Annotated in this window: 12 protein-coding genes and 1 pseudogene; 2 read left to right on the forward strand and 11 right to left on the reverse strand. The window is 60.1% G+C overall.

The genetic code is table 11. The features are described from left to right. Positions 1 to 9 precede the first annotated feature (9 nt). The 8 genes and pseudogenes from algG to nhaB form a co-directional block, all read right to left on the reverse strand. Positions 10 to 1,563 (reverse strand): mannuronan 5-epimerase AlgG, encoded by a 1,554-nt coding sequence (gene algG / locus AC3IX4_RS12465; protein WP_489260815.1) that lies wholly within the window; start codon positions 1,561 to 1,563, stop codon positions 10 to 12. 25 nt (positions 1,564 to 1,588) lie between these two features. Next, on the reverse strand, positions 1,589 to 3,046 hold the full coding sequence (locus tag AC3IX4_RS12470) for an alginate export family protein (protein ID WP_489260816.1): 1,458 nt from the start codon (positions 3,044 to 3,046) through the stop codon (positions 1,589 to 1,591). Then, positions 3,043 to 4,539 (reverse strand): alginate biosynthesis TPR repeat lipoprotein AlgK, encoded by a 1,497-nt coding sequence (algK, locus tag AC3IX4_RS12475; RefSeq protein ID WP_489260817.1) that lies wholly within the window; start codon positions 4,537 to 4,539, stop codon positions 3,043 to 3,045. Before algK ends, AC3IX4_RS12470 begins: the two co-directional genes overlap by 4 nt. 13 nt (positions 4,540 to 4,552) lie before the next feature. Next, positions 4,553 to 5,728 (reverse strand): PilZ domain-containing protein, encoded by a 1,176-nt coding sequence (locus AC3IX4_RS12480; protein WP_489260818.1) that lies wholly within the window; start codon positions 5,726 to 5,728, stop codon positions 4,553 to 4,555. A gap of 37 nt (positions 5,729 to 5,765) precedes the next feature. After that, complete coding sequence (locus tag AC3IX4_RS12485; RefSeq protein WP_489260819.1) at positions 5,766 to 7,244, reverse strand: glycosyltransferase family 2 protein; 1,479 nt, start codon at positions 7,242 to 7,244, stop codon at positions 5,766 to 5,768. Between the two features lie 59 nt (positions 7,245 to 7,303). Continuing rightward, the gene (locus AC3IX4_RS12490) at positions 7,304 to 8,620 is read right to left on the reverse strand and encodes a nucleotide sugar dehydrogenase (protein ID WP_489260820.1); all 1,317 of its coding nucleotides are present in this window, start codon (positions 8,618 to 8,620) and stop codon (positions 7,304 to 7,306) included. Between the two features lie 707 nt (positions 8,621 to 9,327). Next, a pseudogene (locus tag AC3IX4_RS12495) lies at positions 9,328 to 9,692 on the reverse strand (transposase); the annotation flags it as partial. A gap of 74 nt (positions 9,693 to 9,766) precedes the next feature. Next, positions 9,767 to 11,269: a sodium/proton antiporter NhaB gene (gene nhaB, locus AC3IX4_RS12500; RefSeq protein WP_489260821.1), complete on the reverse strand. Its 1,503-nt coding sequence runs from the start codon at positions 11,267 to 11,269 to the stop codon at positions 9,767 to 9,769. Positions 11,270 to 11,451: 182 nt separating this feature from the next. Here nhaB and AC3IX4_RS12505 point away from each other — a divergent pair, with 182 nt between their 5' ends. Both AC3IX4_RS12505 and nudC read left to right on the forward strand, forming a co-directional pair. Further along, the gene (locus AC3IX4_RS12505; RefSeq protein ID WP_489260822.1) at positions 11,452 to 12,264 is read left to right on the forward strand and encodes a crotonase/enoyl-CoA hydratase family protein; all 813 of its coding nucleotides are present in this window, start codon (positions 11,452 to 11,454) and stop codon (positions 12,262 to 12,264) included. Between the two features lie 22 nt (positions 12,265 to 12,286). Beyond that, entirely contained in the window at positions 12,287 to 13,120 is an 834-nt protein-coding gene (nudC, locus tag AC3IX4_RS12510) for an NAD(+) diphosphatase (RefSeq protein WP_489260823.1), read from the forward strand. On the opposite strand, the gene AC3IX4_RS12515 is transcribed toward nudC, so the two are convergent. From AC3IX4_RS12515 to AC3IX4_RS12525, 3 genes are read right to left on the reverse strand one after another with little or no spacing between them, the layout of a single operon-like run. Continuing rightward, a complete protein-coding gene (locus AC3IX4_RS12515) occupies positions 13,088 to 13,867 on the reverse strand; it encodes a TSUP family transporter (RefSeq protein WP_489260824.1) in 780 nt (259 codons plus the stop codon). The two genes, nudC and AC3IX4_RS12515, sit on opposite strands and share 33 nt — an antisense overlap. A gap of 54 nt (positions 13,868 to 13,921) precedes the next feature. Further along, a complete protein-coding gene (locus AC3IX4_RS12520) occupies positions 13,922 to 14,662 on the reverse strand; it encodes a GntR family transcriptional regulator (protein ID WP_489260825.1) in 741 nt (246 codons plus the stop codon). A gap of 29 nt (positions 14,663 to 14,691) precedes the next feature. After that, positions 14,692 to 15,390: a FadR/GntR family transcriptional regulator gene (locus tag AC3IX4_RS12525; RefSeq protein ID WP_489260826.1), complete on the reverse strand. Its 699-nt coding sequence runs from the start codon at positions 15,388 to 15,390 to the stop codon at positions 14,692 to 14,694. Positions 15,391 to 15,417 lie beyond the last annotated feature (27 nt).

The following is a 15,417-nucleotide window of genomic DNA, read 5'->3' on the forward strand; positions in this document are numbered from 1 at the left end:
GTCGCGCATTCAGGGCTGGCGTTCGTCGGGGTTGATCAGCACGGCTTTGCGCTGGCGCACCATCAGGTCGAGGATTTCGCCCTCATGCTCGCCCAGCACGCCAGAGAAACTGATGCCGTTGGAGTTGCTCGGCGCATGCACGGAGACCCGATACAGCGCCACGCTCAGCGGCGAGTGGATTGACAGCGGCCCGCTGCCGTTGGCGGCCAGTTCACCGCCGACCAGGGTCAGCGATACCTTGGTGTCGAAGGGGTCCTGGGCAAAGTCGCGGTCGGTGTGGCTGAGATCCTTGATGTGCCCGTAGACACCCACCAGGCCGTTGGCCATGGCGATGTTTTCGTACAGGCGGATATTCACACTGTTACGCACGCGGATGCCGTGGCGACGGTTGTTGATCACGCGGTTGCCCCAGATCAGGTTGTCGCCGCTCTCGTAGAGGGTGATGCCGTCGGTGTGGTTCCGATAGATCTCGTTGTAGGCGATCAGGTTGTTGACGCTGTTACGGTCGATCACCAGGCCCGAGAGCTGGTTGTCATAGATGCGGTTGTTAATGATCCAGCTGTCGTTGACCTCGCGGGAAATGATGATGCCGTGCTTCTTCTTCGTTCCCTGGACGGTGTTCTCGGCAATGATCAGGCGGTGCGAGCGGTCGTGCGGGTCGATGCCGTAGACGATGTTGTCGCGGTAGGTATTGCCCTTGAGCACGAAGTCCCGGGTTTCGTAGCAGTAGAAGCCGTACCACATGTCCGAGAACTCGGAGCCTAAGATCCAGCCGGTCGGTTCGCTGCGGTTCATGGCCTTGACCATGTCCGGCGTGTACTGGGAAATACTGACGCCGTAGGACTTGCTCTTGGCATAGCCGAAGCTGGCCATCTTGCTGTTGACCACGTAGGTCTCGGTGCCGCCCCAGGACAATAGGAACGGGCGGAACTCCTTGGGTGAGCGGAAGGTCGCCGGGCCGTTGTCCTTCTCGCGCCAGGCGGTGACCCTGGTGTCGGTGACGAACAGCTTACCGTCGTTGACCAGGAACGAACCGCCTTCCTGGGACAGGCGCAGTTCACGGGTCTGCTTGTCGATCTCGAGGATGCCCTTGCGTGCGACCACGATCGGCAGGCGGGCGAGGAACACACCCGGTGCGGTCTCGCTGAAGTACTGCCGGGGCAGGGCCTTGCTCATGTCCTTGAGATTGACGTGGCCATCTTCGATGAAGATCGCCTGCGGGATGCCGTGCTGACGCGCCACCCATTCGGCCATTTTGTTGTCGCCGCCGATAAACTCCTTCAGGGCGTCTTCCTGCAGCATGCGACGCACCTGGACCTTGCCCGCCTGGCGGCGATCGATCTTGGCCTGCACGGCTTCGGCTGTGTAGCCGGAGAGATCCGGCAACACGGGCTTGTCCAGCTTCAGCGATTCGATCGGCGCGCTGGTGACGGTGTAGGTCTTGGCCTGTTGCAAATCCTTGGCCTTCGAGGCTGGTGCCTCCGTATTGGCCAGCGCCACGCTGGTGGCTAGCAGCAGGGCTGCGGTCAGCAGGCTTCGGCTGCTGTGCTGTCGAATGTTCATCTTATCGCTCCCTTGGTGGCTTGCATCAGAAGCGCCAGATCACGTCGACGAAGGCGCGGTGCATGTACGAATCCACTTCCTTGCCGTAGGCGTCACCGGGCTTGAATACACCACCGCGCAGGCGCACCAGCGCCGACGGTTCGTCGATCGACTGGCGCAGGACGGCGGGCAGTAGGCCCTGCTTGAAGTACTTGGTGACCACTACGTCCACTTCCTGGCCTAGGTCGTTTTCGCCCTGGATCAGTTGACGGTTGATGCCGTTGTCGTCGACCACGGCATTGATGCCGCTGCCTTCAATGTTCTGGTCGCCATCGACGCGCCAGAACTTGTGGTAGATCAGGCTGGCGTCGTAGTTGCCGTGCAGTTGCCAGGAGGTGAACAGCGTGGCGGCCTGCAGGTTGCCAAGTTCGCCCCGGAAGGCCTCACCGAAACGGCGGATAAACGAGCGAGTGCCGGTGAAGCTGGAACGGTTGCTTTGAAGGCCGGTCTGCTCGTAGTTGTCCGAACCACGGGCATAGGCGGCGCCGACTTGCCAGTTCGGGTCCAGGCGCAGGCGGATACCCAAGTCCGTGGCCCAGGCGTTGACATCGCCACTTTGCTTGCCGGTGACGATCTGTTCGCCATTGACCGTGGTGGTGTCGAGGGCGTCACGATCGCCGGTCAGCCAGGTCACGCTGGCCCAGAAATTAAGGGTGTTCTGGTTGCGAAAATTGTAGGCATCGCTGTCAGCTTCCAGGCCCAGCCAGGTCAGGTCGCCGGTTTGCGTCTTGTCCTGCTCGTCGACGACTTCGCCGGGGTTGGCCAAATGGCCGCTGTCATGGCTATGGTGGGCGCGCAGGCCGACCCAAAGGCCCGGTTGCCACTGCGTCGTGACATCGCCGTAGACGTGCAGGCGATCCTTGTCATCGGGCGCCAGTTCGGTCAGGTCGGTGCGGTATTCGCTGAAGCGCTCGGCCACGCCCAGGTTGGCGCGCAGCAGGGTGGTGTCGAAGGCCCAGTTGAGGGCTTCGATGTTGGTGTCGCGCCACATGCCGTCATTGTTGCGCAGGCGCTGTCGGCCCAGGCGCAGTTGCTCGCCAGGGTAGGGCGTCAGGCCGCTGTAGCCGATCCAGAACTCGCGCATGGCCAGGTAGCTCTTGTCCGGTTCGCGGCCGTCGTTATTGCTGATTTGTGTGTTGGCATCGTTGGAAGACTGGTTCAACGTATCGGTCTCGACGATGTCGGTGGCAGCGACCGCCTGGCCCATGGCAAAGGCGCTCCAGTTGCCGCGTTCGCCGTAGACCCAGGGGCGCAAATCAAGGGCGACACCGTTGACATCGCCGCCCGGGCGGGTGCCCAGGTCACGGTCGTCCTCGGATTGGCCGGTGATTTTCACGTCAAGGCCGAAGTTCTTTTGCGCCGTTTCTGTCGCCAGGGTCGGGTACGACCCGATCAGGGCGAAGCCCAGGCCAATGCCGGCGTTCATCCAGGGGTTGAGTTTCATAGGGAATTCTCACCGTCTTGTTCAGGCTGCGCGTGGAGTTGCGGGATGCTCTGGCCCTGGATCAGAGCGCTGCGCATTTGCCACTCCTGTTGCAACAGCCGCTGGGCCTGGGCACGTTGTGCAGGCGGCAGTTGTTCATTGAGTTGCCGGGCAAGTTTGGTGGCTTGCGGTGTGTTTTGCGTCTGTGCCAGTTGGCTGAAGACATAGGCGTTAACCGAGTCAGGCTTGGTCCCGCGCCCCAGGGAGAACAACTGCGCCAGCGCGTAGTCGGCGTTGTTCTGACCACCACGGGCGGCGATCAGCAGATGCTTGAGCGCCTTCTGTGGGTCGACCTGGCCCAGGTAGCCCCGGCGGTACAGTTGGCCCAGGTAGTAATGGGCATTGTTCTCGGTGGCGGCGGCTTTTTGCAGATGGCTTTCGGCCTGCTTGGCATCGGCCGGGAGCAGCTTGCCTTCGTAGTAGATACGGCCCAGCAGCAGCTCGGCGCGCGGCTGATCGGCAGCATGGCCTTTGTCGATGTATTCCATCAGCTTGTCGACGTCGCCCCGTTCCGGGAAGTCGTAGAGCAACTGCGCCAGGCTGACCCAGGAGGCTGGATGGGTTGGGGCGACTTGCTCGAGCAGCGCCTGTGCGGTTTTTTCATCGGTGTGGCCGAGGGTGGCATTGCCCAATACACGCGCCACGCTGTCAACCCGCGAAGCCGGGACTGCACCGCGTTGCCAGGCTGCTTGCAATTGCTTTATCAGTTCGGCCTGCTGGTCGGCCTGGCCGCGCTTCTGATAGACGGTAGCCAGTTCCACATAGCAAATGTCGGTGGTGGCCAGCGCTGCCTTGCAGATGCGTTCGACTTCATTCAGATGCTGGTCGTAGGTGCCCTGGGTGCGGTACAGCAGCGCCTGGGCGAGCCCTGCTTCGGCATAACCAGTTGCACGCCACTGGTCGATCTTCTGCTGGGCGTTGACCTCGGGGAAGCTCTGCGGGTATCGCAGGTAAAGCATCGCCAGCGGGATCAAGGTGTTGCCCTCGCCATTGGCGAAGGCTTTGCTCAGCAGCGTTTCGGCTTCATGGCGCTCGGCGTCGCTGGCGTTCGGTTTGGCCACCAGCAAGCGGCCCAGACGGGCCTGGGCCCGGGGCGAGGTATCGACGGCGGCGCGATAGGTCGCTTCTGCGGCCTTGATCTGCGCCGGGTCGCGGGTGCTGACCTGGATATCGGCCAGGCTGACCTGGGCATCGCTGTAGCCCAGATCCGCCAGCTGACGGTAATTGCGCTCGGCCAGGGCCGTGTCGCCACGCTTGAGCGCTTCATTGGCCAGGCGCTGGTCGGGCAGGCCGGAGCAACCACTGAGGCTAATGGCTATCGCTAATGTGGTGATTTTAAGGGCATCGCTGGCAAGCCAGCTCCTACAGGGGGTGGCGGCGTGCGAAAGACCAGTGTAGGAGCGGGCTTGCCCGCGATCGAGTGCAAAGCACTCGCCAGCGTCGCGTAATTTCACCGGCATACCTCCTTTAGAGTCCACGAGCCACAGCTTTACCGAACAACCAGCTCAGCCAGGAACCCCGATCGCTGATCACTTCCACCGGGCGTCCCTCCAACGCATTGTTCAGCGGTGCGTCAGGCTTGATCGTCACCCAAATATCCGAAGGCGAATCCTCTCGGCTCAGGCGCTGGCTGCTGACAATCGAGCTGTTGACAATCTCCCCCGAACGAAAATCGTCTTCGCCGGCGACTTGGAAGTTGACCTGGGTACCTGGCTGGATGGCATCGAAATGGCGATAGTCGAAGTGCGCTTCGACAATGGCCTGGCTGTTGCGCGGTAGCAGTTGGAAGATCACCGCGCCCTTGCTGGCGGACTGGCCGTCAGCGACCAGTTGCTGTGAGACGATGCAATCGCATGGGCTGGTCAGGGTGCCGGTCAATTGTTTGCCAAACAGCTCCTCGACCTTGCTCGATTGCAGCTGCTGGTCGTCCAGATGGTCCTTGAACACGTCGAGCATGTTGGTGCTGAACGAGGCCAATGGCGCACCTTTGGCAACTTCGTCGTGCACCTGCACCAGGCTCCGCACGGTGCCGTCGCGCGGCATGGTGACGTTGACGTTCGGCATGCTGACCACGCCGGCTTCGGCATGGCTGACGAAGTACATGCCGTACAACGATTTGGCGATGAGGCCGAAGGCCGCAAGCCCGACCAGGAAGATCCCCAGGCTGAAGACCACGGCGCGCAGGCGACCGAAGGTATTCATGCCGCTGACGCCATCCTTTTGCGTGCGCGGTTTGGTGAAGTTGTCGCGTTGCAGGGTGCTCAGCACATCGCCCATGGTCACCAACTCACCGGACAGGTGCAAGGTGATCAACCGGTGCAGGATGGCAATGTCGCTTTGCTCCAGGTTCTGGAACTGGCAACCGGTACGGCCGCTGTTCGAGTCGTGCGAGCGCACCTGGAACTCCACGTCCATGGCCAGGATCACGTTGTCGATCAGAAACTGCAGGCGGCCACGATACAGATCGCCCACGCGCAGGGGCTGTTTGGCGAGGATGCAGAAACCGCCGGCCGAGAGGTCCTTGACCGCGTCGGCTTCACGGTTGGCGTCTGTGTAGTTCAGCGTGGCCGGAATCAGAACCCGGGGGTGTTGGCGTTGGGTTTGGGATTCATGCACGACATTGCCGTTCACTGCTTCATTCATGGCGGTTGCTCCTTGTTAAATCCTTTTGGGGTTCGACTCACATGACCATCAGCACAGCAACGAAAATGCTGACCGCCGAGAAGGTCATGGTCCGGGAAGACCAGGTGTTGAACCATTGTTGAAAGCTGGCCAGGTCCCGCTTGAGGACAGTGGGCTGGCGCGTCCAGGCCTGTTTGTCGAGGCGGAAGAAGACGTAGATCTTCATGATCGCCCCGGCGATCTGGTTGTAATAAAGGATCAGCGGGTAGGCCGGGCCGATGGAGTGGCCGGAACACAGCAGCAAGAAAGTGAGGATCAGTCGGGTGATGCCGACCCATAGCAGGTAAACCAGGAAGTAGACCGGGCTGAACTTGATGCTGGCGATGATGGCGAGGGTCAGGCCCAGCAGGCAGGCCCACATTGATACGCGCTGATCGAACAGCACCATATTGGTGAACAGCCCCAGGCGGCGGACACCCAGCCCCAGCGCTCGCGAGTTCTGCCGCAGGTTGTTGCCGTACCAGCGGAACATCAGTTTGCGGCTGGCCTTGATGAAGCTCTTTTCCGGCGGATGCTCGACCGTGTTGACTGCGGCATCCGGCACGTAGAAGGTGTCATAGCCTAGGCGCATCAGGCTGAACCAGCTGGATTTGTCGTCACCGGTGAGAAACTTGAAGTGGCCCAGGCGCCAGTGCTGCAGCGAATCGCTTTCCACGTCGGCGATGAATTCGGGGTTGGTCACCACCGAGGCACGGAACATCGACATGCGTCCGGTCATGGTCAGCACGCGCTTGGACAGGGCCATCGAGCACATGTTGAGGTGACGCTGGGCGAAGCGCAGCTTGTGCCATTCGCTCATGATGTAGCCGCCGCGCACTTCACAGAATTCGTTGGTGGTCAGGCCGCCGACATTGCCGAAATACCTGAACCAGGGCACGGTCTTGCGCACCAGACCCTCTTCGAGCATGGTGTCGCCGTCGATGACCGCGACCACCGCGTTCTCATCCGGCATTTGACTGGAAATCGCGCGAAAGCCATGGGCCAGACCATCGCGCTTGCCGGTCCCGGCGATGCGCACGAAGTGCAGCTTGACCCGGTCTGGCGGGTTGAACCTGGCCCAGAGGCTTTTCACCAGCAGCTCGTCGGACATCTCCACCAGCGAACAGACCACGGTGGTGGGGAAGCCGCAGGCGATCGCTTCGCGAATCACCGAGCTGTATACCTGGGCAGTGGTCATCGCGTCGATGCGAAAGCTGGTGACCATCAAAAAGACATGGGACGGGTCAGTCGCCATACCGAGCTTGCGCACCTTGCGCCGCAGGTACGGGTAGACCACATAGAGGAACAGCATGCCACGCAGAAAGTGCGTGGCACCCATCGAGTAACGCCAGATACCCACGACGCCAATCAGGAGGATGAAGTACTTCGACTCGGGATTGAAAATGGTTCTGGGCAGCATCAGGGCGATCGCCATGAGCAAGCTCAAATAGAACAGCCAACCGGCGGCCAGGAGGAGGCCGTGTTTTAGCCTGTGCATGATCTGCATCCGTGTAGTTGTCGGGCGTGTGTTGCGCAGGGCCCAAAGGCCCGCAGCGATTACCAGCAGATGCCTTCGGTACGGTTGGCCGCAGAAGTGGCCCTGGCCATGAAACCGACCAGATCGATGACCTGCTTGCCTTCGGGCGCGGTGTCGGCGATCGGACGGAACTTCTCGTCACGGTTACCGAGCACGATCACGTCAGCGTTGTTGATGACTTGATCGAAGTCCGAGTTGAGCAGGGACGAGACGTGGGGGATCTTCGACTCGATGTAGTCCTTGTTCGCCCCGTGCACGCGGGCATATTCGACGTTGCTGTCGTAGATGCTCAGGTCATAGCCCTTGCCGATCAGCATTTCCGCCAGTTCCACCAGCGGGCTTTCACGCAGGTCATCGGTGCCGGCCTTGAAGCTCAGGCCGAGCAGGGCAACTTTGCGCTTGTCGTGGCTTTCGATGATGTCGAAGGCGTTCTGCACCTGGGATTCGTTGCTGCGCATCAACGAGTTGAGCAGCGGCGCTTCCACGTCCAGGGTGCTGGCGCGGTAGGTCAGGGCGCGCACGTCCTTGGGCAGGCATGAGCCGCCGAAGGCAAAGCCTGGGCGCATGTAGTACTGCGACAGGTTCAGGGATTTGTCCTGGCAGACCACGTCCATCACTTCACGGCCATCGACGCCAACGGCCTTGGCGATGTTGCCGATCTCGTTGGCGAAGGTCACCTTGGCGGCGTGCCAGACGTTGCAGGTGTACTTGATCATCTCGGCCACTTCGATGCCCTTGCGGATGATCGGTGCGTTGAGTTCTTCGTACAGCGATTGCAGAACGTCGCCGCTGGCTTTGTCGAATTCGCCGATGACGGTCATCGGAGGGAAGTCGTAGTCCTTGATCGCAGTGCTTTCACGCAGGAACTCAGGGTTGACCGCGACGCCGAAGTCGACGCCGGCCTTCTTGCCCGAGCAGTCTTCCAGGATCGGGATCACCACGTTTTTCACGGTGCCTGGCAGCACGGTACTGCGCACCACGATGGTGTGGCGGGTGCTCTTGTCACGCAGAACGAAACCGATCTCGCGGCACACCGATTCGATGTAGTTAAGTTCCAGATCGCCGTTCTTCTTGCTCGGTGTACCGACGCAAATCATGGACAAGTCGGTGTCGCGGATGGCAGCGGAGAAGTGGGTGGTGCCACGCAGCCGGCCATTCTTGATGCCCTGTTGCAGGAGTACTTCCAGTCCAGGTTCAACAATAGGCGATTTGCCATTGTTGATCAGGTTAATCTTGGTGTTGGAAATATCCACACCCACGACATCATGACCCCGTGCGGACAAGCAACCGGCGCAGACTGCGCCGACATAACCCAAACCAAAAATGCTGATGCGCATAGCATTCGCCTCATGTGTTTATCGCGCCGATTCAAATAATAAGAATCGAACTGGATTAATTAGCCAGCCGTGTTCGGACGCACGGAAGTGCGACGATTTAATGTCGAGGTTCCGGGTGCGGGCAGAAAAGGTTTCGAGTGCCCAAGCAGTGTGCACTCAAGTTTGCGCAACGTGTCCTTGTTATAGCGGTCTGACCTGAGATACAGCTGGTCTTGAGGGCAGAGCGCTTATCTGTTCATGCGGAGCTCGTCTTGAATATTATTAAAATCCAATAAAAACAATTATTTGGTTGAATGGTTTTGTGCTCGGAAGACACTGGCTCGGCCTTGTGGAGAGTCCTTTCCGGGTGCTATTTACTCGTTCAACTTTCATGGGTATTGCTGGCTTCTGTACGAGAACTCTTAAAGCACCAACATGGGTCAAATCACCGCCATCAATGGCACTCCGGTTGAACGCCTTTAAACTAACCCTGCTTCGCTTTTGAAACAACCTAGTAAAAATAACAGGTGTTGTGCGGATGATCGCCGCCGCGGGGTCAAGTTCTGGATTAATTAACCCGTCGCCGTCAGGTACGCGGAAATGTGATGGTTTAGGGAGGGTCTGAAGTCGTCACGTTTTCGCAACTCACTTTGGCCTGAGTCTTTCAAAAAAGACGTGACCGCTCAAAATTTCGCCGAATTCGCCGAGCCTCTCCCGCTTTTGGCGCGCACGCCGAGAATTCCGGTCGCCAACTCATGTTTTTCCAGCAGGCGCCGGAAGTTGAGAATGGTGGTTTCGTCGGGGATTCGTTCCAGGCTCAGGCCGGAAAACTGGCGCAGGATGGTCGTATCATAAAGCGACTCTTCCATCGTAGGATCGCTGTAACCGAACCCGTTCTGCACCAGGTGGACACGCAGCATCGCCATCAGTGGATAGGCTGGACGACCGCCTTCGCCCTTTGGGTAATGAGGCTCGATCAGGGCGATCAAACCCTTTCAAGGCACCCACTGAGCATCTCGATCAAGAACAACTCCTTGCAATTCTGCTTGCGCTTACCGGCGTACTCGGCGTCAGCAAAGGTCATCTGTTTCATGATCGAAAGGCTCGGTGGCTGATGTCGGGGGATTTTGCCAAATCAGGAAGTCTTTTTCAGAATTTCCCTAGGGGTTACAACCAGTAGCTGACGGCATACCAGCCCAGCCCGCCCATGACCACGGTGTAGGGCAGTGCCATCCAGACCATGCGCCCGTATGACAGGCGCACCAGCGGTGCGATCGCCGAGGTCAGCAGGAACAGGAAAGCCGCCTGGCCGTTGGGCGTGGCGACGCTGGGCAAATTGGTGCCGGTATTGATCGCGATCGCCAGGGTCTCGAAGTGCTCGCGGCTCATCTGCCCGGCCAGGAACGCTTGCTTCACCTCGGTGATGTAGATGGTGGCGACGAACACGTTGTCGCTGATCGCCGACAGCAGGCCATTGGCAATGAACAGCATGCCCGGCTGGTGCTCGGTCGGCATGGCCAGCACGGCTTCGATCAGCGGGCTGAACAACTGTTGCTGATGAATCACGGCCACGACGGCAAAAAACACCACCAGCAAGGAGGTGAAGGGCATGGCGTCCTGGAAGGCACGGCCCAGTCGATGTTCATCGGTGATACCGGTGAAGGAGGTGATCAACACGATCACCAACAGGCCGATCAAACCGACTTCAGCAATATGCAGCCCCAGACAGACGATCAGGATCAGCGCCGCCAGGCCTTGCACCCACAGGGCGGCGCGTTGCTGGGCGGTACGTGCGGCATTGTCTTCTTCGGCGTAGTTGGCCAGCACCTTGCGCACGTTGTCAGGCAGCAGGGTGCCATAGCCAAACCAGCGCAGTTTCTCGAGCAACACGCACGTCACCAGGCCCGCCACCAGCACCGGCATCGACACAGGGGCGACTTTCAGGAAGAACTCCTTGAAGTGCCAGCCCATTTCGTGGCCGATCAACAGGTTTTGCGGCTCGCCCACCAGCGTACTGACGCCGCCCAAAGCTGTGCCCACCGCGCCATGCATCAACAGGCTGCGCAAAAAAGCACGGAACTGGTTGAGGTCCTTGTGATGCAGTTGGGCAAGGTTGTGGTCGTTGTCGATGGCCGACTCTTCGCGGGGATTGTTGCCTGAAACGACGCGGTGGTACACCGAGTAGAAGCCCACGGCAGAGCTGATGATGACCGCCGTGACGGTCAACGCATCCAGGAAGGCCGACAGAAACGCCGACAAAAAGCAGAACAACAGTGACAGCATGGTTTTCGAACGCACACCCAGCAGCAGGCGCGAGAACAGAAACAACAGCAGGTCCTTCATGAAATAAATGCCCGCGACCATGAACATCAGCAGCAGGATCACCGGGAAATTGTGTTGCAGCTCCTCATACAGCGCCTGGGGCGTGGTCATCTTCAGCAACAACGCTTCGACCATCAGCAGGCCACCGGGCATCAGTGGGTAGCACTTGAGGGCCATGCCCAGGGTAAAGATGAATTCTGCGACCAGCAGCCAGCCGGCCACGACCGGTCCTGCGCTCCACAACACCAGAGGGTTGAGCAGCAGGAACAGGCAAAGGGTGACCTTGTACCAGCGGGGCGATTGGCCTAGAAAATTGCGGGCGAAAGCGGTGCCCAAAGAGCCAGACATTGGAAATGTATCCTTATGATTCGACAGCCGCGAAAGGTGCCATAAATCCTCGCTCACTGCACGCTTGAGCGCTGACTTTCCCGGGTGATAGTAGTCCTGGATTTGGCACAACCACGGCCCGGTCTATTCTCAAGCCCTTGATATAGTCCTGCCATCCCCATTCACTCGCAAAGGATGACCCCGTGACCGACTACCAGGCTTTCAAGGTTGAACTGGGCGACAACATCGCCCACGTCCAGATCAATCGCCCAGAAAAGATAAACGCCATGAACGCGGCGTTCTGGACCGAGATCATTGATATCTTCCAGTGGATCGACGAAGCAGATGCGGTGCGAGTGGTGGTGCTCAGCGGCGCGGGCAAGCACTTTTCGTCCGGTATTGACTTGATGCTGCTGGCCGGCGTGGCCAACGAACTGGGCAAGGACGTGGGCCGCAATGCGCGCCTGCTGCGCCGCAAGATCCAGCAGCTGCAAGCCTCGTTCAATGCCGTCGATAAGTGTCGCAAGCCGGTACTGGCGGCCATTCAGGGTTATTGCCTGGGTGGCGCCATCGATCTGGTTTCGGCTTGCGACATGCGCTATGCCGCCGACGACGTTGTGTTTTCAATCAAGGAGATCGACATGGGCATGGCCGCCGATGTCGGCACCTTGCAACGCTTGCCGCGCATCATTGGTGACGGCATGCTGCGCGAATTGGCCTACACCGGGCGCACTGTCGACGCGGCCGAGGCCCAGCGGATTGGCCTGGTCAACCGAACCTGGCCCGATCAGGCCAGCCTGCTCGACGGAGTCTTTGCCATTGCCCGTGAAATTGCAGGAAAATCCCCTATTGCCGTGGCCGGTACCAAAGAGATGATCAGCTACATGCGCGATCATCGCATTGACGACGGCCTGGACTACATTGCTACTTGGAACGCTGCGATGTTGCAGTCAACCGATTTGCGGGTGGCCATGGCGGCCAGCATGAGCAAACAGAAACCGGAGTTCGCCGACTGACGGGCTCCCCTAAGGAACCGATATGTCTGAACGTTGGAAAACGGCAGTTCTGGAGACCACCGAGGTGGGCGGCTGGGCGGTCGTGCGGGGTAAGCAGGGTTTTTTGCAGGACGATAACGGCGTGCTGTTCCCGCGCGACTGGCTCAAGCGCCAAGACCTGCCGCTGCTGTGCGAGCATGGCATCGGCCACTACGACGGTGAGCCGGTCTACCTGTTGGAGCTTGAAGGCGATGCCCAGGTGAGCGGTTGCAGCTGGCAGGGCCTGCGCCAGTTCATGCTGCAGCACGACAATTTCGATACCTTCAAGCTGCTGGCCTATGCCGCGCAGATCGGGACTTGGGCTCGCGAGCACCGGTTTTGCGGCAGTTGTGGCACGGCCATGACGCAAATCCCTCGTGAGCGGGGCATGCATTGCCAGGCGTGCGACTTGCGCAGCTACCCGCGTATCTCACCGAGCATGATCGTACTGATTACCCGCGGCGACGAAGTGCTGCTGGCACGTTCGCCGCGTTTTGTCGCTGGGGTCTACAGCACCCTGGCAGGCTTTGTCGAACCTGGGGAGTCGGCCGAGGACTGCGTGATTCGCGAGGTGCGCGAGGAGGTGCAGGTCGAGGTGAAGAATATCCAGTATGTCGGTAGCCAGTGCTGGCCATTCCCACACTCGATGATGCTGGGCTTTCATGCCGAATATGCCGGCGGCGAGATTGTCCCGCAGCCGGATGAAATCGAGGATGCCCAGTGGTTCCGGGTCGACGCGCTTCCGCCGTTGCCGGCCTCGCGCTCGATTGCCCGTTACCTGATCGACCTCTATGTGGCCCGCCGCTTAGGCCTGGCCGAACCAGTGCTGCCAGGCTAGGCGCACGGTCAGGCCCAATACCACAGTGATAAACACCGGGCGAATGAACTTGGCGCCACCGCTGATCGCGGTGCGCGCCCCGAAGAAAGCCCCCACCATCAAGGCTGCGCCCATGCTCAGCCCAATCAGCCAGTCCACCTGGCCGGAAAAGATAAACACCGACAAGGCCGCTGCGTTGCTGACGAAGTTCATGCTGCGAGCCACACCGCTGGCGCGCACCAGGTCGAGGGGGTAGAGCAGCAAGCTACTCACCGTCCAGAACGCACCCGTGCCAGGGCCGGCCACACCATCGTAGAAACCGAGGGTGAAGCCTTGGGGAAACTGCCACTTCTTTTTGATCGGTGCGTCGGCGTCCAGCGGTGCTTTGGGCGTACCGCCGAACAGCAGATAGATCCCGCAGGCAAAGATGATCACCGGCAGCATCTTGTTCAGCCAGTCGGCTGGCAGATAGTGCGCGGTGATGGCACCGATCAGCGCACCCACCAGTGTCCCTATCAGGGCATGGCGCCATTGTGCTGGGTGGAACAGCTTGCGTTTGTAGAAGGTATAACTGGCGGTGGCGGAGCCGAAGGTGGCGCACAATTTATTGGTGCCGAGCACAATGTGTGGCGGCAGGCCCGCGGTCAGCAGGGCCGGGGTGGTCAGCAGGCCACCGCCTCCGGCGACGGCATCAATGAAACCGGCGACAAAGGCAACGGCGGCGAGAATGGCGAGGGTGGTCAGGTCGACACTGAGTTCAAAAGGCATGGCAATCGGCTTATTTCGGCTGGCGCAGAAGGGCTGCGCCGAAGGCTCGGCATTTTAACCGGATGCAGGCTTTTTGTGTGGGTTACGGGCATCGGCTGAAACCGATATCAGCTGCGAAGCAATCTGCTGCATCAAACAGTCAACCTGCTGCTCAGCTGTCTCGGTGCCGCCCGACGCCAATGCATCGATCAACGCCAGGCGGGTCCGCCACATTTGCATTGAATGCGTCTGTTCGGGTTGGTGGGCGATCGCCAGTGAGTTGAGCGCCACCAGCTTGGCATGAAAGCGAATCAAGGGCTTGTTGCCGGTCAACTGCGCCAGTTTTTCATGAAACTCGCAGGCCAGTCGAATTGTAATCGAGGCCTGTTGCCGCTCGGCGTACTGGCGCTCGCGCAGTGCCAGTGTGCGAAGGGCGCTGATGTCCTTGTGAGTTAGATGACCCGCCAGCGCGGTGACGATGCACACCTCGGCATGGCGCCGGGCTTCGAGCGTCTGGGCGACTTGCGCCTTATCGAGGGCGGTAACGCTCGCTGCCTGGCTTGGGCGCTTTTCAATCAGCCCGGCGAGGCTCAGGCGCTCCAGGACTTTGGCCGCAGTACCTCGGCTGGCTCGGTAGGCCTGGCCGATCCAGGTGGCGGCCAAAGGCTGGCCTGCGCTCAGGCGCTGGTCGAAGATGGCATCAAGCAGGTCGGCATACACCTCATCGAAGTTCATCCTGCGGGTTTGCGCACGTTGGCGCCGGGCGTCGGAAAACGACAGCACGTTGGAGGGGATCGAGGCAGTGCAACCCATCATTCAGGCGTGCTCCTTGGCGGTGTATCGGTTTATTCGCTGTCCGGGAGGGTGAGCTGGACGTCCAGCCGCAGGCCTTCCTGAACGATGTGTTGGCGCATGCATTCACTGGCCAGGGCGCTGTCCTTATTGCGGATTGCGCGTACCAGCGCTTCGGTTTCTTCCAAACGCGCCGCCAGGTGTTCGGGGGAGTTACGAAGGTTAGCGGTGCATTGCTGCAGCGCCACCCGGGTTTGCTGGACCATGCTGTGGAAGATCGGGTTTGAGGTCAGCGCAAACAGCTCTTCATGGAAGGCAATGTACGCCTGCATACCCGCCTGATGATCGCCATCCTCCAGCGCCTCGCGCATGTCCATCAACAGCAGCCGCAATTGGCCGACTTCGCGCTGGCTGATCGATTGCGCCACCAACCCGACGATAAAGGGCTCCAGGGTGTAGCGCAGCTGCAAGACATCGGCCAGGGTGGCGTCAGCGACCGCGTTGATCGTCGATTGAGAGGCTGCCTGCGCAGGCTCTTCCAGCACCATGACGCCTTTGCCGGGCAGGCTGCGCACCAGGCCCTGGGTTTCCAGCACAATCACCGCTTCGCGCAGGCTCGGCCGGCTGATGCCCAGTTGTTCGGCCAGTTCCCGTTGCCCTGGCAGCATGTCACCCGAGCGCCATTGGCCCTGGGCCAGGGCTTGCCTGAGTTTTGCGACGACGGAGTCGACGACGGTCGAAGAACTAATCACCGGTAACTTCCTGTGCTAAAGCCGATA

Source organism: Pseudomonas sp. KH_021 (assembly GCF_057838865.1).